This window comes from Curtobacterium sp. PvP017 (genome assembly GCF_054060195.1).
This window is the reverse complement of record NZ_JBSSCY010000001.1, coordinates 76,287-94,714: the sequence shown is the minus strand read 5'-3', so window position 1 is coordinate 94,714 and position 18,428 is coordinate 76,287. Positions and strand designations below refer to the sequence as shown.

Annotated in this window: 21 protein-coding genes; 13 read left to right on the top strand and 8 right to left on the bottom strand. The window is 71.1% G+C overall.

Going from position 1 to position 18,428, the window contains the following annotated elements:
- Nucleotides 1-53 precede the first annotated feature (53 nt).
- The 4 genes from ACVKXF_RS00480 (at nucleotide 54) to ACVKXF_RS00465 (ending at nucleotide 3,094) form a co-directional block, all read left to right on the top strand.
- Nucleotides 54-800: a lysophospholipid acyltransferase family protein gene (locus ACVKXF_RS00480; RefSeq protein ID WP_123310215.1), complete on the top strand. Its 747-nt coding sequence runs from the start codon at nucleotides 54-56 to the stop codon at nucleotides 798-800.
- A 135-nt stretch (nucleotides 801-935) separates the two neighbouring features.
- Nucleotides 936-1,292, top strand: a complete 357-nt coding sequence (locus ACVKXF_RS00475; protein WP_148061676.1) for a hypothetical protein — start codon at nucleotides 936-938, stop codon at nucleotides 1,290-1,292.
- Nucleotides 1,293-1,548: 256 nt separating this feature from the next.
- Complete coding sequence (locus ACVKXF_RS00470; protein ID WP_456794514.1) at nucleotides 1,549-2,154, top strand: M23 family metallopeptidase; 606 nt, start codon at nucleotides 1,549-1,551, stop codon at nucleotides 2,152-2,154.
- A gap of 91 nt (nucleotides 2,155-2,245) precedes the next feature.
- Nucleotides 2,246-3,094, top strand: coding sequence for an NAD(P)-dependent oxidoreductase (locus ACVKXF_RS00465; RefSeq protein ID WP_456794513.1), 849 nt, complete (start codon nucleotides 2,246-2,248; stop codon nucleotides 3,092-3,094).
- A 7-nt stretch (nucleotides 3,095-3,101) separates the two neighbouring features.
- On the opposite strand, the gene ACVKXF_RS00460 is transcribed toward ACVKXF_RS00465, so the two are convergent.
- Both ACVKXF_RS00460 and ACVKXF_RS00455 read right to left on the bottom strand, forming a co-directional pair.
- Complete coding sequence (locus ACVKXF_RS00460) at nucleotides 3,102-3,305, bottom strand: hypothetical protein (RefSeq protein WP_123310207.1); 204 nt, start codon at nucleotides 3,303-3,305, stop codon at nucleotides 3,102-3,104.
- Nucleotides 3,306-3,315: 10 nt separating this feature from the next.
- Complete coding sequence (locus ACVKXF_RS00455) at nucleotides 3,316-3,840, bottom strand: MarR family winged helix-turn-helix transcriptional regulator (protein WP_456794512.1); 525 nt, start codon at nucleotides 3,838-3,840, stop codon at nucleotides 3,316-3,318.
- A 163-nt stretch (nucleotides 3,841-4,003) separates the two neighbouring features.
- On the opposite strand from ACVKXF_RS00455, the gene ACVKXF_RS00450 reads away from it, so the two are divergent.
- Complete coding sequence (locus ACVKXF_RS00450) at nucleotides 4,004-4,897, top strand: alpha-E domain-containing protein (RefSeq protein ID WP_185021219.1); 894 nt, start codon at nucleotides 4,004-4,006, stop codon at nucleotides 4,895-4,897.
- A 177-nt stretch (nucleotides 4,898-5,074) separates the two neighbouring features.
- On the opposite strand, the gene ACVKXF_RS00445 is transcribed toward ACVKXF_RS00450, so the two are convergent.
- Both ACVKXF_RS00445 and ACVKXF_RS00440 read right to left on the bottom strand, forming a co-directional pair.
- Nucleotides 5,075-6,421, bottom strand: a complete 1,347-nt coding sequence (locus ACVKXF_RS00445) for an MFS transporter (RefSeq protein ID WP_456794511.1) — start codon at nucleotides 6,419-6,421, stop codon at nucleotides 5,075-5,077.
- Nucleotides 6,418-6,828, bottom strand: a complete 411-nt coding sequence (locus ACVKXF_RS00440) for a MarR family winged helix-turn-helix transcriptional regulator (RefSeq protein WP_111085532.1) — start codon at nucleotides 6,826-6,828, stop codon at nucleotides 6,418-6,420. Before ACVKXF_RS00440 ends, ACVKXF_RS00445 begins: the two co-directional genes overlap by 4 nt.
- Before the next feature lie 94 nt (nucleotides 6,829-6,922).
- On the opposite strand from ACVKXF_RS00440, the gene ACVKXF_RS00435 reads away from it, so the two are divergent.
- Nucleotides 6,923-7,675: an SDR family NAD(P)-dependent oxidoreductase gene (locus ACVKXF_RS00435; RefSeq protein ID WP_123310199.1), complete on the top strand. Its 753-nt coding sequence runs from the start codon at nucleotides 6,923-6,925 to the stop codon at nucleotides 7,673-7,675.
- Nucleotides 7,676-7,777: 102 nt separating this feature from the next.
- Here ACVKXF_RS00435 and ACVKXF_RS00430 read toward each other — a convergent pair whose 3' ends face one another.
- Both ACVKXF_RS00430 and ACVKXF_RS00425 read right to left on the bottom strand, forming a co-directional pair.
- Entirely contained in the window at nucleotides 7,778-8,047 is a 270-nt protein-coding gene (locus ACVKXF_RS00430) for a hypothetical protein (protein WP_456794510.1), read from the bottom strand.
- A gap of 11 nt (nucleotides 8,048-8,058) precedes the next feature.
- A complete protein-coding gene (locus ACVKXF_RS00425; protein ID WP_456794509.1) occupies nucleotides 8,059-9,219 on the bottom strand; it encodes an anion permease in 1,161 nt (386 codons plus the stop codon).
- Between the two features lie 87 nt (nucleotides 9,220-9,306).
- On the opposite strand from ACVKXF_RS00425, the gene ACVKXF_RS00420 reads away from it, so the two are divergent.
- The 4 genes from ACVKXF_RS00420 to ACVKXF_RS00405 all read left to right on the top strand — a co-directional run bounded on the left by ACVKXF_RS00420 (nucleotide 9,307) and on the right by ACVKXF_RS00405 (nucleotide 12,143).
- Entirely contained in the window at nucleotides 9,307-10,179 is an 873-nt protein-coding gene (locus ACVKXF_RS00420) for an alpha/beta hydrolase (RefSeq protein WP_340197886.1), read from the top strand.
- Nucleotides 10,180-10,247: 68 nt separating this feature from the next.
- Nucleotides 10,248-10,601, top strand: coding sequence for a GNAT family N-acetyltransferase (locus ACVKXF_RS00415; protein WP_456794508.1), 354 nt, complete (start codon nucleotides 10,248-10,250; stop codon nucleotides 10,599-10,601).
- A gap of 9 nt (nucleotides 10,602-10,610) precedes the next feature.
- Nucleotides 10,611-11,660, top strand: coding sequence for a lipoate--protein ligase family protein (locus ACVKXF_RS00410; RefSeq protein ID WP_456794507.1), 1,050 nt, complete (start codon nucleotides 10,611-10,613; stop codon nucleotides 11,658-11,660).
- 153 nt (nucleotides 11,661-11,813) lie between these two features.
- Complete coding sequence (locus ACVKXF_RS00405) at nucleotides 11,814-12,143, top strand: hypothetical protein (RefSeq protein WP_123340175.1); 330 nt, start codon at nucleotides 11,814-11,816, stop codon at nucleotides 12,141-12,143.
- 27 nt (nucleotides 12,144-12,170) lie between these two features.
- Here ACVKXF_RS00405 and ACVKXF_RS00400 read toward each other — a convergent pair whose 3' ends face one another.
- Nucleotides 12,171-12,458, bottom strand: a complete 288-nt coding sequence (locus ACVKXF_RS00400; RefSeq protein WP_456794506.1) for a GNAT family N-acetyltransferase — start codon at nucleotides 12,456-12,458, stop codon at nucleotides 12,171-12,173.
- Between the two features lie 90 nt (nucleotides 12,459-12,548).
- Here ACVKXF_RS00400 and ACVKXF_RS00395 point away from each other — a divergent pair, with 90 nt between their 5' ends.
- From ACVKXF_RS00395 to ACVKXF_RS00385, 3 genes are all read left to right on the top strand, one after another.
- Nucleotides 12,549-13,403, top strand: a complete 855-nt coding sequence (locus tag ACVKXF_RS00395; protein ID WP_456794505.1) for a DNA-methyltransferase — start codon at nucleotides 12,549-12,551, stop codon at nucleotides 13,401-13,403.
- A 103-nt stretch (nucleotides 13,404-13,506) separates the two neighbouring features.
- Entirely contained in the window at nucleotides 13,507-15,315 is a 1,809-nt protein-coding gene (locus tag ACVKXF_RS00390; protein WP_456794504.1) for an alpha/beta hydrolase, read from the top strand.
- A 40-nt stretch (nucleotides 15,316-15,355) separates the two neighbouring features.
- Nucleotides 15,356-15,862, top strand: coding sequence for a hypothetical protein (locus ACVKXF_RS00385; RefSeq protein ID WP_456794503.1), 507 nt, complete (start codon nucleotides 15,356-15,358; stop codon nucleotides 15,860-15,862).
- Between the two features lie 109 nt (nucleotides 15,863-15,971).
- Here the strand turns inward: ACVKXF_RS00385 and ACVKXF_RS00380 are convergent, their stop codons facing one another.
- Nucleotides 15,972-18,413 (bottom strand): MDR family MFS transporter, encoded by a 2,442-nt coding sequence (locus ACVKXF_RS00380; RefSeq protein ID WP_456794891.1) that lies wholly within the window; start codon nucleotides 18,411-18,413, stop codon nucleotides 15,972-15,974.
- Nucleotides 18,414-18,428 lie beyond the last annotated feature (15 nt).

Below are 18,428 nucleotides of genomic sequence, written 5' to 3'. Positions count from 1 at the left end.
CGCTGCCCGGCGTGATTACACTCGGGAGTCCGCCGTCACGACGAGGAGGCCCGGTGCCCGGTTCGACCAAGTTCGCCACCGTGCTGAGCCGCGCAGTGGTGACCCCGCTCGCGCGGATGCTCTGGCGACCGAAGATCATCGGACGCCGCAACGTGCCGAAGCGCGGACCGGTCATCCTCGCGAGCAACCACCGCTCCTTCATCGACTCCCCGGCGATCACGCTGATGGCCCCGCGCAAGGTCGCCTTCCTCGCGAAGCAGGAGTACTTCACCGGGACGGGGTTCCGCGGGGCGGTGTCCCGGGCGTTCTTCGGCGGCATCGGTGCGATCGGCGTCGAGCGCGGAGCCGGAGCGGCGGCGCAGCAAGCACTGGACCTCGGGCTCGCGCGCCTGGACGAGGGCGAGGCCTTCGCGATCTACCCGGAGGGCACCCGGTCGCTGGACGGACGGATCTACAAGGGCCGCACGGGCGTCGCCTGGCTGGCCCTGACGAGCGGCGCCCCCGTGGTGCCCGTGGCGCTCACGGGCACGCAGGACGTGCAGCCCGTCGGCTCGAAGCTGCCGAAGCTGGCGAAGGTGACGATCGAGTTCGGCAAGCCGATCGACCTGTCGTCCTTCGGTGAGGCGTCGTCCGGACGTGCACGCCGGCACGCGACCGATGCGGTGATGGCAGCGATCCAGGAGCTCAGCGGGCAGGAGCCGGCGAACACCTACAACAACCCGCCCGCAACGATCGTCGAACGGGTCCGGCGTGTGCTCCAGCCGGACGACCCGACCGCGGCGGCCGTCGACCCCGACTGAGCCGGATCCATCCGGTCACTATTGCACATCTGAAATATCGATGGTTGAATGAGGGACGTGCCGCACGGCACGGTTCCCCGACGGGTCGCCCGACAACGGCCCGCGCCCCTCGATCCAGATCGGACGGTCAGCAGCATGTCCTCCACCCCGCTCTTCGACTCCATCGCCCAGCGGCACGACCAGCCCGAGTCGCCCGCCCCTGCCCAGACCCCGACTCCGGCTGCGGCACGAGCAGCTGCGGCCCCTGCGCCGACCTCGCCGATGACCGCGCCCGTCCGCGCCGGTGACTCGACCCTCGTGCCAGCGGCCCTCGTCGCCGCGATCGACGACATCACCGTCCGCGTCACCCCGTCCGTGGTCACCGAACTCCGCGTGCACCCCGAGCAGCTCGTCCTGGTCGAGACGGTCGCCGATGCCATCACCCGAGCGGTCGTCGACGCCGTCGCGACCGAGCTCGACCGGATCGCCCGCGACGGCGTCGTCCGCGTCTGAGCCGGGCGGTCCCCGAGCGATGACGACGTCCCCCGACGGCCTCCCGCTGCGCCCGCGCGGTGCCGACCGGCGGGCCGCGAACCGCTCCACCACCCGCCGATCCGAACCGGCCGTGCGTCGCCGTGCTCGACACGACACGCGCCCGGACGCCCCCAGAGCCGCCGGGGTGACGGTGTCCCCTCCCGTCACCCCGGCTTCCCCCTCCTTCTTCCGCAGTTCCGTCCGGCGTGCCCTGCCTGCGACCGCGACCGCCGCGGTGACGTGTCTCTTCGTCGCCGTGGCCGTCGGCTCGCCGCAGACCGCGATGGCCTCGACCCCCTCGCCACGCGGTCCCGCGCTCGACGTGCAGCAGTTCGTCGCCGACGGGTCCGCTCGGCCCGTCGTTGGCCGCGACGGCTTCACGGTCGGCCGGGTCGCCGCAGCCCGGGCGCGCACCGTCGTCGTCGGGTCGTCCGCCGCCGCGGCCCGCCCCACCGCCGGCACCGTGCCGGCCGCCGGTGGGTTCGGCACACGTTGGGTGACCGGCTGCTCCGCCTGCTCGACGAACCACCAGGGCATCGACTTCGCCGCCTCGATCGGCACCGCCGTCGTCGCTGCGATGCCCGGCCGTGTCGTCTCGGCCGGCGTCCTGGGCGGGTACGGCAACCAGGTGCTGCTGCAGCACGTCGACGGCACCCAGACCCGGTACGGCCACCTGTCGACGATCGGGGTCCGATCCGGTCAGGTCCTGTCGGCCGGCCAGCGCATCGGCGCCGTCGGCAACACGGGCGTCTCCACCGGTGCGCACCTGCACTTCGAGGTCATCGTCGACGGCGTCCCCGTCGATCCCGCCGCCTGGCTGCAGGCCCGCGGGCTCCTCTGACGAGGCCGACGCGGGGCACCAACGGGGCACCGCCGGGGCGCGTACCGTCGAGACGGCCGGGGCAGCGCGCCGCGGCAGGACGGAGACGCACGTGCGAGTGACGGTGTTGGGGACCGGGGCGATGGGTGCCGGCGTGGCGGGGTCGCTGCTGCGCGAGGGTCACCAGGTCACGGTCTGGAACCGGAGTGCCGACAAGGCGGCTCCCCTCGGTGAGCGTGGTGCGACGGTCGCCACGGATCCGAGCGCCGCCGTCGAGCACGCCGAGGTCGTCCTCTTGACGCTCTTCGACACCGACGCCGTGGTCGACGTGCTCGAACAGGCCGCCGGTGACGCGCCGACCGACGCCGTGTGGGTGCAGGCGTCCACGATCGGTGTCGACGGCACCGAGACCGTCGTGCAGCTGGCAGCGAAGTACGGCATCACCCTGGTCGAGGCGATGATGCTCGGCACCAAGGCACCGGCGGAGCAGGGGAAGCTCACGATGCTGGCGGCGGGCCCCGCTGCCGACGTCGACCGCGTCGTCCCCGTGCTCGACGCGATGGGTGCGAAGACCGTCCGCGCCGGCGAGCGGGTCGGCGACGGCACCGCGCTCAAGCTCGCGGCCAACGCCTGGATCGCGTCGATCACCGCGGCCACGGGGCAGTCGCTCGCCCTCGCAGCGGCGCTCGGGCTCGACCCGCAGCTGTTCCTCGACGCGATCGACGGCAGCGCGAGCGACTCGGCCTACGCGCACACCAAGGGTGCGTCGATCATCGCGGGGGAGTTCCCGGCGCAGTTCGCACTCGACGGTCTGCGGAAGGACATCGGGCTCATCGCCGATGCCGCGCGGGCGAACGGGGTGTCCACGACGCTCCTCGACGCCCTGGGGCGCGTCTACGCCGACGCCAGTGCGGCCGGCCACGGCGGCGACGACATCGCGGCGGTCGGCACCGCCTTCTGACGCGGCGTCAGTCGCGGCGGAAGAGCCGGCGGAGCCGCTTCGTGAGCCGGCCGACGGCCTCGTCGTTCATGGTGTTCGCCAGGTCGAAGGCCTCACGCGTCGGATCGGCCCCGCTCTGGATGCGCCGGAGTGCGGCGTCGGCGCGGGCCCGGGAGTCGAGTTCGGCGAACGGCATGTCGTCCTCGGGGTCGTGCGTGCCGCGAGGGTCCATGGGCAGCAGGCTACGCGCGACGAGCCGTGCGGCCCCCGGCGTCGATGTCGACGTCGTCGACCACGCGGACCATCTCGTCGAGGAAGTCCACCACCACCGCCATCTCGTCGGTCGGCAGGTGCTCCGTCACCTCGAGCGCACGGGCGTCGAGCTCCTCGATGACCCGCACGGCGTGGCGCATCGAGGTCCCCGTCGCGGTGAGGATCACGCCGCGGCGGTCGATCGGGTCCTGGTGCCGCTCGACGTGACCGCTCCGGACGAGTCGGTCGACGAGTGCCGAGGTCGATGCCGCCGTGATCTCGAGCCGCTCGGCCAGGTCCTTGGCGTTGACGGTCCGGCCGTCCTGCTCGGCGTCGATGAGGACCCGCAGCGCGAGCAGTGCGTTCTCGCCGATGCCCAGGGCCTCGCGGGCACGACGCTGCGCGGCGCTCTCGGCGGTGCGGTACCGGCGCAGGGCGTTCAGGACGTCGACGGCGGTGACCGGGGAGTCCTCGTACCAGAACCCCGCAGTGCTGGTCAGGACCTCGGACGTCATCCTGCAATGCTAGACGCTCTAGTTAGATTGTCTAGCGAGAGCCCCTGATCGCAGCCGAGACCCCGGTGCGGGCGCGGACATCGGACACCGCAACACCCGTGACGCGGTTCCGAAACACTCCCGCAACGCCCGCTCGTTAGGTTCTGGGGATGCAGGAGCAGCCGTGCTGAGCCGACTCGCGGGGAACGTCTTCCACGTGGGGAGCGCGGTCGAGCGCACCGACGTGGTCGCCCGCCTGCTCGACGTCTACGTCGCCCGCCGCGAACCCGGCACCGTCGAGGACGACCGGGCCGTCGCCGCCGAGCTCCGCGCGGTCGTGGGCACCGCCGGGCCGGCGAACGACACCGATCGGTCCGCGACGATCGACGCACTCGCGCTGGACCGGCACGAGCCGGCGTCCATCGCCGCCGCGGTCGCCGTCGCGCGTGACCACGCCCGTCGGGCTCGCGAGGTCGTCTCGAGCGAGCTCTGGGACTGCCTCGACGTGACCCGTTCGCGCATGCCGCGCAAGATCGCTCCGGGCCGGGCGCACGAGTTCCTCGGTTGGGCACGGGAACGCAGCGCCCTCGCCATCGGCGTGGTCGAGGGGGATGCCAGTCGCGACGAGGTCTGGGAGTTCTTCACCCTCGGCCGCTCCCTGACCCGGGTCGCCTCGACCGCCAGGCTGCTCGCATCGGGGCTGCTCGAACCGGACTCGGTCACCTCGTGGACGGCGGCGCTCCGGGCGTGCGGCGCGGGCGAGGCCTTCCTGCGTGGCCGCGACCACCACCCGGTACCCGACGACGCCGCGGCGTTCCTGCTGCTCGACGAGCACAGTCCGCGGTCGCTCCGCTTCACGGTCCGGCGGGCGGCCGAGTGCCTGGCCGACGTGGCACCGTCCTGCGTGGCCGACGAGGTCGCGGCCTTCTCCGCCGCGCGCGACCGGCTCGAGGCCGTCCCCGCGGACTCGGTCCTCGGCATCGTGGGCGACGCCGGCCACCGACTCGCGGCTGCCGCGGACCGCGTCGCGGCGGCGCTCGACGAGCGCGTCTTCGCGGCGACCCAACCCGCGCACTGATCGCGGCCATGGGCGGCACCGGCGACGGACGGGAGGCCCGTGGCGGCGTCGACCCGTGCCTCCCGTCCGCCCCGCGAGAGCGTCAGAAACCCGCGAACAGTCCGCGGAGATCTGTCGCTTTCGCGGACTGGATGCCGTCGCGTCGCGGAGATCTGTCGCTTTCGCGAAGTGGACGCGTCAGACGGCGCTGGAGCGGTCCGCGACCGCTTCTTCGCGCTCGAGCTCCTGGCGGAGCGCCGCGCGCGAGGCGCGTGTGCCCACCACCGGGATCGCGTGCGTGACCGCGAGGTGCAGGCGGGTGTCCGCGTCGTACCGGAGCCGCAGGCGCTGGAACCGGACGAGCCAGACGATCGCGATGGCGAGTGCGACGAAGCCGGACGCTGCGCCGACCGCGATGGCCCAGCGAGGACCCCACGCATCGGCGATGGCGCCGACGATCGGGGCGCCGATCGGGGTGCCGCCGGCGAAGATCGCCATGTAGAGCGCCATCACGCGGCCGCGCATCGCGGGTGTCGTGGTGGTCTGGACCAGGGCGTTCGCGGTGGTCATGAAGGTCAGTGCCGCGAGTCCGACGAACACCAGGACGAACGCGAAGGTCCAGTACGTGGGTGCGAGGGCGGCGGCGGTGCAGGCGAGGCCGAAGCCGCCGGCGGCGAGGACCAGGGTGCGCATCCGCGGTCGGTCACGGCGCGCGGACATCAGGGCGCCGAACACCGACCCGATCGCCATCACCGAGTTGAGCAGGCCGAACTCGCCCGCGCCCTGGTGGAACTCGACGCGGGCCATCGTCGAGGTGAAGATCGGGAAGTTCACGCCGAACGTGCCGACCACGAAGATCATGCAGAGCACGACGATGATGTCCGGCCGGGTCCGCACGTACCGGAAGCCGGCGACGATCTGCCCCTTGCCGCGGCCGGCGTGCAAGCGCTCGGCGAGCTGTGCGGGGTCGACGAACCGCAGGGCGATGAGGACCGCCAGGAACGATCCGGCGTTGATGACGAACACCCACCCCGACCCGATGGCGGCGATGAGCACACCGGCGACCGCGGGACCGATCAGGCGCGCGGCGTTGAACGAGGCGGAGTTGAGCGCGACGGCGTTCGCGACGTTCTCGCCCTGCACGACGTCGGAGACGAACGCCTGCCGGATCGGGGTGTCGAACGCGGCGACGATGCCGAGCGCGAGCGCGAAGCCGTACAACGCGAGCAGCGTCGCGGTGTGCGTGAGGACCATGACACCGAGTCCGAGCCCCAACAGGCCCATCAGCGCCTGCGTGAGCATGAGCATCTTGCGGCGGTCGAAGCGGTCGGCGGCGAGGCCGGTCAGGGGGAGGAGCAGCAACTGCGGGCCGAACTGCAACGCCATCGTGATGCCCACCGCGACGGCGTCGTTGTCGGAGAGCTGGGTCAGGACGATCCAGTCCTGGGCGGTGCGCTGCATCCAGGTGCCGACGTTCGACACCAGGGCACCGGCGAACCAGATGCGGTAGTTGCGTCCGGCGAGGGAGCGGAACATGGCGGTCACTGCTGGGCCAGCCTCCTCATGATCTCGGTGGCGTCGGCGAGGGTGGCGCGCTCGACGGGGGTGAGTGCGGCCAGTCGCGGGGTGAGCCAGCCGTCCCGGCGCCGACGGGTCTCCTCGACGAACGCGGCTCCGGCGGGGGTGGCGCAGAGGACGACCTTGCGGCGGTCGTCGTCGTGGCCGCCCTTCGAGACGAGGCCGCGCTCGACCAGGACCGCGATGGTCTTCGTCATCGAGGGCGGGGTGACGCCGTCCTGGCGGCTCAGGTCGGCCAGGGTCATCGCGCCGTCCCGGTGCAGGCGCGCGAGGGCGGCGAACTGGGCGTCGGTGACGGTCGTGTCGGCCTTCTGCGCGCGGAGCGTCCGGGACAGCCGGTTCACGGCGATGCGGAGGTCGGTGGCGTCGGTCACGGGTCGTTAGCCTAGCTCATTAGTTCAGTGAACGAACTGGTTTGCGGGTGTACCGTGGTTCTGGACAACAGGTGTTGTTCAGAGAGAAGGAATCATGTCCGAGTTCGAGGGCAAGGTCGCCATCGTCACCGGTGGTGGCAGCGGCATCGGCGAGTCCGTCGCGAAGGAGCTCGCCGCGGCGGGTGCCACGGTCGTCGTCACCGACATCAAGCTCGACGCTGCCCAGCGGGTCGCGTCCGAGATCACGGAGGCCGGCGGGACCGCCAGCGCGTTCGAGGCCAACTCCGCCGTCGCCGCCGACAACGAGCGCATGGTCCAGTACGCCGTCGACACGTACGGCGCGCTGCACCTCGCCGTGAACAACGCCGGCATCGGCGCCGCCCCGCAGAAGATCGGCGAGTACGACATCGCCGCCTGGGACCGCGTCCGTGCGGTCGACCTCGACGGTGTCTTCTACGGCCTCCGCTACGAGCTGCCCGCGATGGTCGCCGCCGGCGGTGGCTCGATCGTGAACATGGCGTCGGTGCTCGGCACGGTCGGCATCGCGCAGAACGCCGCGTACGTCGCGTCGAAGCACGCCCTGGCCGGCCTGACCAAGGTCGCCGCGCTCGAGTACTCGGCGCAGGGCGTCCGCACCAACGCCGTCGGCCCGGGCTTCATCGACACCCCGCTGCTCCGCAACGCCATGACGCCCGAGGCCATCTCGGCGCTGGAAGAGGAGCACGCCACGAAGCGCCTCGGCACCGACAAGGAGGTCGCCGCGCTCGTGCTGTTCCTGCTGAGTGACAAGGCCTCGTTCATCACGGGCAGCTACCACCTGGTCGACGGCGGGTACTCCGCGCACTGACGTCGGTCGAGTACCTGGTCGAAACGGGCGTACCTGGTCGGAAGTTTCGACCAGGTACGCCCGTTTCCGTTTCCCACCGCGGGCGCGATGGGAAGGAACGCGCTAGTGGAACTGGGGGATCGTGAGCCAGATGCCGGCGAGCACGGCGGCGACGCAGACCGCGAAGCACAGCACGGCACCCGCCAGTGCTGCCGGCGGCGTGTGCCCGGAGCGCGGGGTCTCCTCGGCGTACTGCGTGCGCTCGCCGCCGGTGTCCAGAGGCTGCCCCGCGCCGAGCAGCCTCAGGCCGAGCGTGTAGACCAGCACGATGCCGACCGCGGCCACGAACCCGACGCCCGCGACCGTGCCGATGCTGGCGAAGTCGATCTCCATGGTCGTTCCCCTCAGTTCTGCGCGCCGGCCGGCTGCGGCTCGGCCTGGTCGGTGGGTTCGGTCGATCCCGCGGCGACGTCGTCGTGCGAGATCGGCTTGCGCTTGGCGAGGACGGTGAAGGTCAGCCCGCCGGCCAGGGCGAGCACCGCCACCAGCACGAGGCCGACCGCCGAGGTCGAGGCGAGCCAGGTCGCCAACCCGCCGACCACCGCGGCCGCCGGCAGCGTGATCACCCACGCGACGACGATGCGGCCGACGACCGACCAGTGCACGTCGGCGAGCTTCTTGCCGAGCCCGGACCCGATCACCGAACCGCTGGTGACGTGCGTCGTCGACAGGGCGAAGCCGAGGTGCGACGAGATGAGGATCGTCGCCGCCGAGCTCGTCTCGGCGGCGAAGCCCTGCGGCGACTGCACGTCGGAGATCTTCTTGCCGACCGTCTGCATGATGCGCCAGCCACCCATGTAGGTGCCGAGGCCGATCGCGAGTCCGCATGCCAGGATCACCCAGAGCGCCGGGCCGGTGCCGCCGTCCTGGTAGTTCGCGGCGATGAGCGTGAGCGTGATGACGCCCATGGTCTTCTGCGCATCATTCGTGCCGTGCGCCAGCGACACCAGCGACGCCGAGACGGTCTGGCCGTGCCGGAACCCGGTCGCCGCACCGTGCGTCGTCGCGTTCTTGGTGAGCGTGTACGCCAGGTACGTCGCCACCAGCGCGATCACACCGGCGATCACGGGGGAGACCAGTGCCGGCAGCACGACCTTCGACACCACCGTCGCCCAGTCGACCGAGTTCAACCCGGCGCCGATGATCGATGCGCCGATCAGCCCGCCGAACAGCGCGTGCGTCGACGACGACGGCAACCCGAGGTACCAGGTGGCGAGGTTCCAGAGGACCGCGCCCACCAGCCCGGCGAAGATCATCGTGGGGGAGATGTGGACGCCGTCCTGGCCCTCGCGGATGATGCCCTGCGAGACGGTCTTGGCGACCTCGGTGGAGAGGAACGCGCCGACCACGTTGAGGACGGCGGAGATGAGCACGGCGGTCCGGGGCTTGAGCGCCCCCGTGGCGACCGACGTGGCCATGGCGTTGGCGGTGTCGTGGAACCCGTTCGTGAAGTCGAACACGAGGGCCACCACGATCACGAGCACGACGATGACGAGGACGTCCATGCCGGGGACGGTAGGCCCGCCCCGAAGCCCCTGCGTGAACGCCGGATGAACAGGTCCGTGGGGGTGCCTGTCTGCGAGGATATTCACGTGCCCACCTTCTCCGCAGCGCGAGGCGACGCCTCGTTCACCGACGCCCACGGCGTCGAGATCGTCTACTCGACCTGGCGAGCGGCGCGCCCCAAGGGCATCGTGCAGATCGCGCACGGCGTCGGCGAGCACGGGTTGCGGTACGAGCCGTTGGCACAGGACCTCGTCCGCGCCGGGTACACCGTGCACGCGAACGACCACCGCGGGCACGGGCGCACCGGCCTCGGCCAGTGGGACGGCGACCACGCCAAGCTCGGACGGCTCGGACCCGGCGGACTGCGCGCCGCGATCGCTGCCGTCGAGCAGATGGGGGAGGTCGCCCGTGCCGACACCCCCGGCGTGCCGCTGGTGCTGCTCGGGCACTCGTGGGGCTCGCTGATGGCCCAGCGCATCGTGAACACCGCGTCGGAGTCGTACGACGGCGTCGTGCTCTCCGCCACCGCGTACCGGCTGCCCGGGTGGATGAACAGCGGCGACCTCAACGCGCGGCACGCGGGCTCCGGGCCGACCAAGTACGAGTGGCTCACCCGCGACCGGAAGATCATCGATGCGATGTCGGTGGACCCGCTCGCCGTCGAGGCCGACGTCATCGGGCTGTTCGGCCTGTCCGACACCCTCCGGCTGCTCGGGGTGCCGCGTCGGGGGATCCCGCACGACCTGCCCATGCTGCTGCAGGTCGGGTCCGACGACGCCCTCGGCGGGCCGCGATCGGTCGAGCGGTTGGCGCAGGCCTACCGGCGTCGCGGGCGGCTGTCCGACGTCACGGTGCAGGTGTACGAGGGCGCGCGGCACGAGGTCTACAACGAGACGAACCGCGACGAGGTCGTGGGGGACCTGGTCACGTGGCTGGACCGGGTGACGGCCCGTCGCTGAGGCGACGGCCGGCGAGCGGACGGAACGCGGTGTGGGCGGGCGGCGGTGCGGATGACGACCGGGGTGACGTGGACGAGGTGACCGTCGCGGTCCTCGACCTGGCGGCGGTCGAGGCGGTCGAGCGGCGGGAGCCGGCTGGCCGGCAGTACGTGCGCCCCGCATTCGCGGCCCAGACGCGCGGCGAGCAGACCGTCCTGGTGGCCTGGATCGACGGGGTGCCGGTCGGCTCGGGCGAGGTGACCGCTGATGTCCGGCCCGAGTTCCGGAACCTCCGCGTCGACGCGGACCGGAGAGGTCAGGGCGTCGGGACGCGGCTCATCGCGGCGGCCGAGGCGCTGGCCACCGACCGGGGCGTGCTGCGGATCGGAGTCGCGCTCGAGGCGTCCGAGTACCTCGAGAAGGACCTGCTCGCGCGGGCGTAGGCTCGACGCGTGCACGGTGAGTACAAGGTCCCAGGTGGAAAGCTCGTCGTCGTCGACCTCGAGGTCGACGACGGGAACATCCGGGAGTTCCGGCTCGCCGGCGACTTCTTCCTCGAGCCGGACGACGCGCTGCCGCTCATCGACACGGCGGTCAACGGGCTGCCCGCGACGACCGACGCCGCCGGCATCACTGCGGCCGTCCGTGCCGCGCTCCCCGCCGACGCGGTGCTGCTCGGCTTCACCCCCGAGTCCGTCGGGGTCGCCGTCCGCCGCGCGCTGTCCCGTGCGTCGTCGTGGCAGGACTACGACTGGCAGATCATCCACGAGGGCCCGATCAGCCCGAACGAGCACCTCGCGCTCGACCAGGTGCTGACCGAAGAGGTCGGCGCCGGACGCCGCGGTCCGACCCTGCGCATCTGGGAGTGGGACCAGCCCGCGGTCGTCATCGGGTCGTTCCAGTCGCTGAAGAACGAGGTCGACCCGGCCGGTGCCGAGAAGTACGGCGTCGAGGTCGTCCGGCGGATCTCCGGCGGTGGCGCGATGTTCATGGACGCCGGCGCGATCATCTCGTACTCGCTCTACGTCCCCGCCGACCTGGTACAGGGCATGACGTTCGCGGACTCCTACGCCTACCTGGACGAGTGGGTGATCGAGGCGCTGAAGTCCCTCGGCATCGACGCGTACTACCAGCCGCTCAACGACATCACCTCGGCCAAGGGCAAGATCGGCGGCGCCGCGCAGAAGCGACTCGGCACCGGATCCCTGCTCCACCACGCCACCATGAGCTACGACATGGACGGCGAGAAGATGGTCCAGGTCCTGCGGATCGGGCGCGAGAAGATGAGCGACAAGGGGACGACGTCGGCCGCGAAGCGGGTGGACCCGCTGCGCTCGCAGACCGGGCTGTCCCGCGCCGAGATCATCGACCGGCTGGTCGGCACGTTCACGAAGCTGTACGGGGCGACTCCCGGCGCGGTGACCGAAGCCGAGCGCGAGAAGGCGCAGGAGCTGGTGCGGACGAAGTTCGCGACGAAGGAGTGGCTCGAGCGGGTGCCCTGAGCGAGCTCGTGGTGGGCGGCCGGAGCAGAGGGGGGACGCTCCGGCCGCCGCTCGACCAGTGTGACGACCGACTCCATGAACCACACGTGCGGATCATGAGAATCCCCCGCGCGGCTGATGTCGTGGCCGGATCGTCCACGTAGCGTCGCTCGCGTGAACTGGTTGATCTTCCTGGGGGCGGTGGCCGCCGTGGCCGTCGTGGTGTGGATCGCCGATCGCGTGGGGTGGATCGACCTGTCGAACAAGTCCACGCGCAGCGGCGGCTCCGGAGGCATCGGCGGGATGCTGGACGAGGTGTTCGCGCCGACCCGCCACGAGACGCAAGCCGAGTACGAACGGCAGTCGCGCCTCCCGAAGGAGGCACCGTCACCGGCGGACGACGACCACGACCTGCTCAGCGGCAGCGTGCTCATCAAGGTGCCGACGGTGCGGAGCGCCGGCCGGCACGAAGCCCGCGTCGGGACGCACGACCGGTCGTACTGACCGGTCGACGGTCGCTCGCCGCGCGCGTCAGCGGGTGGTGAGCTCCTGGTAGTCCGGGTGCCGCTCGATCCACGCGTGCACGTAGCTGCACTGCGCGACGACCCGTCGTGACGAGCTCGCGCGCACGTCGTCGAGCGCGTGCTGCACGAGGATCGACGCGTGCCCGCCACCACGGTGCTCGGGATCGACCTCGGTGTGCACGAAGCCGATCTCGTCGCCGTCGATCTCGTACGCGGCGAGGCCGATGACCTCGCCGTCCTCGACCAGGGAGTACTGCTGCTTGTCGGTGTCGTTGCGGACCTCGGGTGCTGCCATGCGCCGAGGCTACGCCGCGAGGCCGAGTCGCCGCTGGCTGTGGCGCCGCCCGCGAGCCCGAGTCGCCGCTGGCTGCGCCACAATGGTCCCGTGCACACGGGAGACGACCGAGGCCCGGACCGCGTCGTCCTCGGCGACGCCCTCGACGTGACCCCGGCGCTCGCCGACGGGTCGTTCACCGTCGTGTACCTCGACCCGCCGTTCAACACGGGGCGGTACCAGCGGCGGCATGCTTCGTCCGCGGTGCCGAGCGCTGACGGGCCGGTGATGGGGTTCCACGGACGGACCTACGAGCGGGTCCGCGGCGACCTGATGCGGTTCGACGACCGGTTCGAGGACTACTGGACGTTCCTCGAGCCACGGCTGCTCGAGGCCTGGCGACTCCTCACCACCGACGGCACCCTGTACCTGCACCTCGACTACCGCGAGTCGCACTACGCGAAGGTCCTGCTCGACGCGCTGTTCGGCCGCGAGTCGTTCCTCAACGAGATCGTCTGGGCCTACGACTACGGCGCCAAGTCCAAGTCGCGGTGGCCGACCAAGCACGACACGATCCTGGTCTACGTGAAGGACCCGTCGCAGTACTGGTTCGACTCGTCGGCGGTCGACCGCGAGCCCTACATGGCACCCGGGCTCGTCACGCCCGAGAAGCGGGAGCGCGGCAAGCTCCCCACCGACGTCTGGTGGCACACGATCGTGTCGCCGACCGGCAAGGAGAAGACGGGCTACCCGACGCAGAAGCCCGAGGGCGTGCTGCGGCGGATCGTGCAGGCGTCGTCGCGCGAGGGGGACTGGGTGCTCGACTTCTTCGCCGGCAGCGGGACGACCGGCGCGGTGGCGTCGGCGCTCGGGCGGCGGTACGTGCTGGTGGACGACAACCCGGCGGCGATCGACGTGATGCGGAAGCGCTTGCCGGGGGCGTCGTTCGAGGTCGCGACGGGCTGAGGCCGACGGCGGGTTCCGGGACCGGAACGTCCACCCCTCGTCGTCGGTGGGTATGGTGGGGAGCCTCGGCCGTCGACGGACGGACGCGAGCATCACGGGGGCGATGTTGGGGACCATACCGTTCGACGAAGGCGCGGCGAACAGCCTGATCACGGCGGCGACGGCAGCGGACATCACGTTGCTGTTCGCGGCGTCCGCCCGTCGATCAGCCGCCGAGGACGCCGCAGCCGACTTCTCCGGCGCCTACGCGGACCGCTTCGCCGAAGCCGCGGTGGCCGAAGCCGGTGACCGTGTCCGCCTCGCCGGGGCGCTCGGTCGACTCGCCGACGCGGTGCAGGTCGTCATCGGTGAGGCCCAGCGAGAGCGCGAACGGCTGGCGAACGTCGACGCCTGGCAGGGACGCGAGACCGCGCGACAGCAGGCCGACGACGAACCGCTGGGGATCTTCGAGGTCGAACCGACACCGATGTTCGACCCGAAGCCCTCGGACGTCCCGATCCGGCCCACACCGATCTCGGCGTCGTTCTCCGCGTCGGACCGCCCGCGAACTGCCGGCGGGTCGAGCATGGGCCGGAGTTCGGCGGACCCGGAGCGGCTCCGGACCTTCGTGGCGTCGGCGCGCGCCTCGGATCGCGGGTTCTCGGAGCGTGCGGAGAAGCTGCGGACGGCGTGGTCCGGCTTCACGACCGACTGTTCCTGGGCGGAGGTGTCCAGTTCGACGCTCCTCACGGGGTTCGACCGGTACCTGCAGGAGAACGCTTCCGATGCCGATTGGATCGAACGGATCGCGTCCGCGTTCGAACGCGCTGGCGGGAGCAACGGTCTCTCGAACACGGTCCTCGACTTCGCCGCGGCCGCGACGATCCCCCCGTCGTTCCGGACCCTGCTCACACCAGGGGCCACGCCGGCCGAGGTCGCGGCGACCTGGGCGGGTCTCGGCCTGACGAAGGGGGACGAGGCGGACCTCCAGGCGTTGCCGCTCGAGGTGCTCGCCATGCTCGGGAATCTCGAGGGGATCCCGTACTGGGCGCGGGACACCGCGAACCACGAGGTCCTCGACGACCGACTCGCACGGAAGAACCTCGATCCCGACGAGCGCGAAGCGCTCAAGAGCATCCGGGCCAGCTTGGGGGAGAACCGGTTCCTCATCTCCCTGACGGGAGACGTCCCGCCCCTGGCCGCCGTCTCGATCGGCGACCTGGACACCGCGACCAACGTCACCTGGGCCGTTCCCGGGATGGCATCCAGTACCAAGACGATGACGGGGTGGGTCCAGGCCGCGCAGAACGTCGCGGACGAGCAGTTCAAGGTGGACGGCCCGGGAAACCGCGCGGTGATCGCCTGGATGGGCTACGACGCACCGCCAGCACCGCCCGACCTCGGCGTCTTCAACGAGGACGCGGCCGAGAGCGGCGGGGCGAACCTCGCGGCATCGATCCGTGGGCTCGACGCCGCTCGTGCGGGCGACATGCCCCGGACCAACGTCCTGGCGCACTCGTACGGCACCACGACGGCGTCGATCGGGCTCACGGCACCTGGCGTCCACGTCGACTCGTTCACGTCGATCGCTTCCGCCGGCATCCCGCAGACCATCCCGACGGCGGAGGACATCCAGGCCGACCACGTCTACGCGGGACAGGCGCAGGACACGATGGTCGGCATCCCCGGGCTGGGCGACCAGTACGCGTACATCGGCAGGGGCTTCAGCGTGCCCTACCGACTCGACCCGACGAGTTCCAGCTTCGGCGCGGAGACCTTCGGCGCGGACGGCACCGACGGCTTCGAGCCGGTGAAGGACCACGGCGTGCACACGGAGAGCGGCAACGGCTACCTCGACCCGGGAACCGAGTCGCTGCGGAACGTGGCGAAGACGACGACCGGGCACGGCGACCGAGTGACACCGGCAGGGTGACATGCTGGACACCCGACGACCGGACGGAGAACCGACACCGATGACCGCTCTGAAGCAGTGGATCGCAGTCACCGTGACCACGATCGCGATCGTCGGCGCAACCGCCGGCTGTTCTGGAGGACAGATGCAGAACCAACCGACCCAGGAGCCGGCGGATGCGAAGCGCAGCATCCAGCAGCTCGTCGACGAAACGACCGACGCGCTCGGCGGGACGTGGCAGGTCGAGGAAGGGCCGCGGCTCGGCACGTGCGAGGACGAGCGCGGCGTCGGCGAGGGCGTGAACTACACGTACATCAAGTCCCGTGCAGACCGCGGCGACGTCGACCAGGGGATCCGAACGGTCGAGAAGCTGTGGGGCGAGCGCGGACTCGACACGAAGCGGTTCTCCGACGCCGACGGGTCCTACAGCGGTGTCGACGGCAAGGGGGACGGCGTGGCGAACATCGGTTTCCAGTCCTCCGACCTCGGCGGGGGCGACACGGTCAGCGGTACCTCGGCGTGCGCTGCCGGTGACTACGTCGAGATGCGCGAGCGAGAGCGCTCCTAGCGTCCGCTCCGTTCACGACGTTCCACGGGTCGTTCGACGCGTGGAACGTCGGAACGGGCGCGCATCACGAGCGCTGGCAGCCGGGCGGGCAGACCAGCCCGCCCGCGCACTACTCCGCCGAGTGCCGCCCGTGCGGGTGCTCCGCGTCGGCGTCCGGGTCCACTGCCGCATGGGCGGCCCTGGTCCGGATCGCACCGGTCGTCGTCGGGGGCTCGTCGACCGGCGCAGCCGCCGAGTGCGCGCCGTGCGTCGTGGCGTCGGGCAGCGGAGCGCGGGTGTCATCCGTGGCGACGTCGTTCGGCAGCACATCGTCGGGCAGCACCGACACGTCGGACGAACCGGCAGCGCGAGCCGACCGGGGCTGGGCGGGCACGTCGGGCGAGGTCGGCACCGAGTCCGACGAGGCGACCGCGGCCGAACCCGATCCGTCGCCGGCGCCCGAACCGGCACCTGCGCCTGCTGCCGCAGCGTCCGCGTCAGCGGTCCGTGCGGCGTCCGCCTGCTCCTGCAGTGCCGACGTCTTGCGCAGCGGCGGGACCCGGAAGAACCAGGTCAGCACGAACGCGAGCAGGATCACCGCGAGCCCGACGTAGTACACGCGGACGGCCGAGTCGCTGAACCCGACCAGGAACGGACGGGTGAGCCGCTTGTCCGCGCCGTTCAGGAACGAGGTGTCGCTCGTCGCCGCGGAACCGGACGAGCTCGCACTCGAGTCACCGCTTTTGAGCTGCTTGATGAGCGTCGGGGCGACCTCGTCGACGACGTTCTCGCGTTGCGCCTCGTCCGAGTAGTCCACCTGCAGCGTGCCGTCGACGACGGTCGCGTTCGCCTTGGCCGCAGCCGTCTCGAGGGCCTGCTGCTCGGCGGCCGGCTTGGCGTCGTCGACCTGCTGGGCGATGACGGTGTCGGCTGCGGCGGCGGGGAGCTTGCCCGCTGCGACCTGCTGCTGCACGGCGGCCGTGACCTGCTTCGTGACGGCGGCGTCGGCGGCTTCCTTCGCCTGCACGGCGCCCTTGTTCAGGCCGTCCTGCACGTTCTTCTGCACGGGATCGACGATCTTCGTCCAGATCTGGTCCATCACGCCCTTGTTCTCGGACGCGTTCGCCACCGACGGCGTGAGCGCGGCGTTCAACGCGCTCTTCAGGTCGGTCTCGTTCTGCATCGCTGCGGTGATGTTCGTCGGCATCAGGGTGAACAGGACCGACAGCAGCACGGCGGTGCCCATGGTGCCGCCGATCTGCCGGAAGAACGTCGCGGCGCTGGTCGCGACGCCGATGTCCCGCGGGGACACGGAGTTCTGCGCCGCCAGGGTCAGCGTCTGCATGAGCTGCCCGAGCCCGAGGCCGATGCCGAACATGCCGAGCATCAGGAACCAGAGGGGACGGTCGGCGGTCAGGAAGGTCAGGACCGTGAAGCCGAGCGCGGTGAAGGCCGTGCCGGTGATCGGGAAGACCTGGTAGTTGCCGGTCCGCGAGATGATCTGACCCGAGGCGATCGACGAGATCATCAGGCCGAGCACCATCGGGAGCATCGCGAACCCGGACTCGGTCGGGGTGACGCCCTTCACGATCTGCAGGTACAGCGGGATCGTCAGCATCGCGCCGAACATCCCGAAGCCGACGAGCACGGACAGGATCGCGGACATCGAGAACACCCGCGAACCGAACAGCTTCATCGGGAGGATCGCGTCGCTGCCCATCGCCCGTTCGACGATGATGAACGCGATCAGCCCGGCAGCGCCGATGCCGTAGCAGGCGAAGGCATCGGGGGAGCTCCAGCCCCACTCACGGCCCTGCTCGGCGATGAGCAGCAGCGGTACGAGGGTGACGATGACGAGCGTGGCGCCCCACCAGTCGATGCGGGGCTTGCCGCGGTCGCCGAACTTGGGCAGGTGCAGGAACGTCAGCACCATGAACAGCGCGATGACGCCGATCGGCACGTTGATCAGGAACACCCAGCGCCAACCGGAGATGAACAGCAGCTCGCTCGCGCCGGCGAAGACACCGCCGACGAGCGGGCCGATCACCGACGAGATGCCGAAGACGGCCAGGAAGTAGCCCTGGTACTTCGCTCGCTCGCGGGGCGCGAGCATGTCGCCCATGATCGCCAGCGGCAGGGACATCAGACCACCGGCGCCGAGCCCCTGCAGCGCGCGGAACCCGGCGAGCATGAGCATCGAGGTCGAGAACGACGCCGCGAACGAGCCGAGGATGAAGATGCCGATCGCCGTGATGAACAGCGGCCGCCGACCGAAGATGTCGGAGAGCTTGCCGTAGATCGGCGTCGTCACGGTCGAGGCGATCAGGTACCCGGTGGTGACCCAGGCCTGCTGGTCGAGGCCGTGCAGGTCGTCGCCGATGGTGCGGATCGCGGTGCCGACGATCGTCTGGTCGAGGGCTCCGAGGAACATGCCGGCCATCAGGCCGTAGATCACCAACAGGATCTGTCGGTGGTTCATCACGACGTTGGACGCCGTGGTGGGGGCCGAGGGTGCGGTCGCCGTCTGGGTCATGAGCAGGGTCTCCCGGTACCGATGCGCTGGCGAAACGATTTTTGCGCTGCCTGC

What these genes read in the sequence shown, in the direction of transcription:
- ACVKXF_RS00475 (WP_148061676.1), top strand. Translation starts at nt 936, where the DNA reads ATGTCCTCCACCCCGCTCTTCGACTCCATCGCCCAGCGGCACGACCAG.
- ACVKXF_RS00460 (WP_123310207.1), bottom strand. Translation starts at nt 3,305, where the DNA reads ATGGACCCTCGCGGCACGCACGACCCCGAGGACGACATGCCGTTCGCC.
- ACVKXF_RS00455 (WP_456794512.1), bottom strand. Translation starts at nt 3,840, where the DNA reads ATGACGTCCGAGGTCCTGACCAGCACTGCGGGGTTCTGGTACGAGGAC.
- ACVKXF_RS00435 (WP_123310199.1), top strand. Translation starts at nt 6,923, where the DNA reads ATGTCCGAGTTCGAGGGCAAGGTCGCCATCGTCACCGGTGGTGGCAGC.
- ACVKXF_RS00430 (WP_456794510.1), bottom strand. Translation starts at nt 8,047, where the DNA reads ATGGAGATCGACTTCGCCAGCATCGGCACGGTCGCGGGCGTCGGGTTC.
- ACVKXF_RS00425 (WP_456794509.1), bottom strand. Translation starts at nt 9,219, where the DNA reads ATGGACGTCCTCGTCATCGTCGTGCTCGTGATCGTGGTGGCCCTCGTG.
- ACVKXF_RS00400 (WP_456794506.1), bottom strand. Translation starts at nt 12,458, where the DNA reads ATGGCAGCACCCGAGGTCCGCAACGACACCGACAAGCAGCAGTACTCC.
- ACVKXF_RS00390 (WP_456794504.1), top strand. Translation starts at nt 13,507, where the DNA reads ATGTTGGGGACCATACCGTTCGACGAAGGCGCGGCGAACAGCCTGATC.
- ACVKXF_RS00385 (WP_456794503.1), top strand. Translation starts at nt 15,356, where the DNA reads ATGACCGCTCTGAAGCAGTGGATCGCAGTCACCGTGACCACGATCGCG.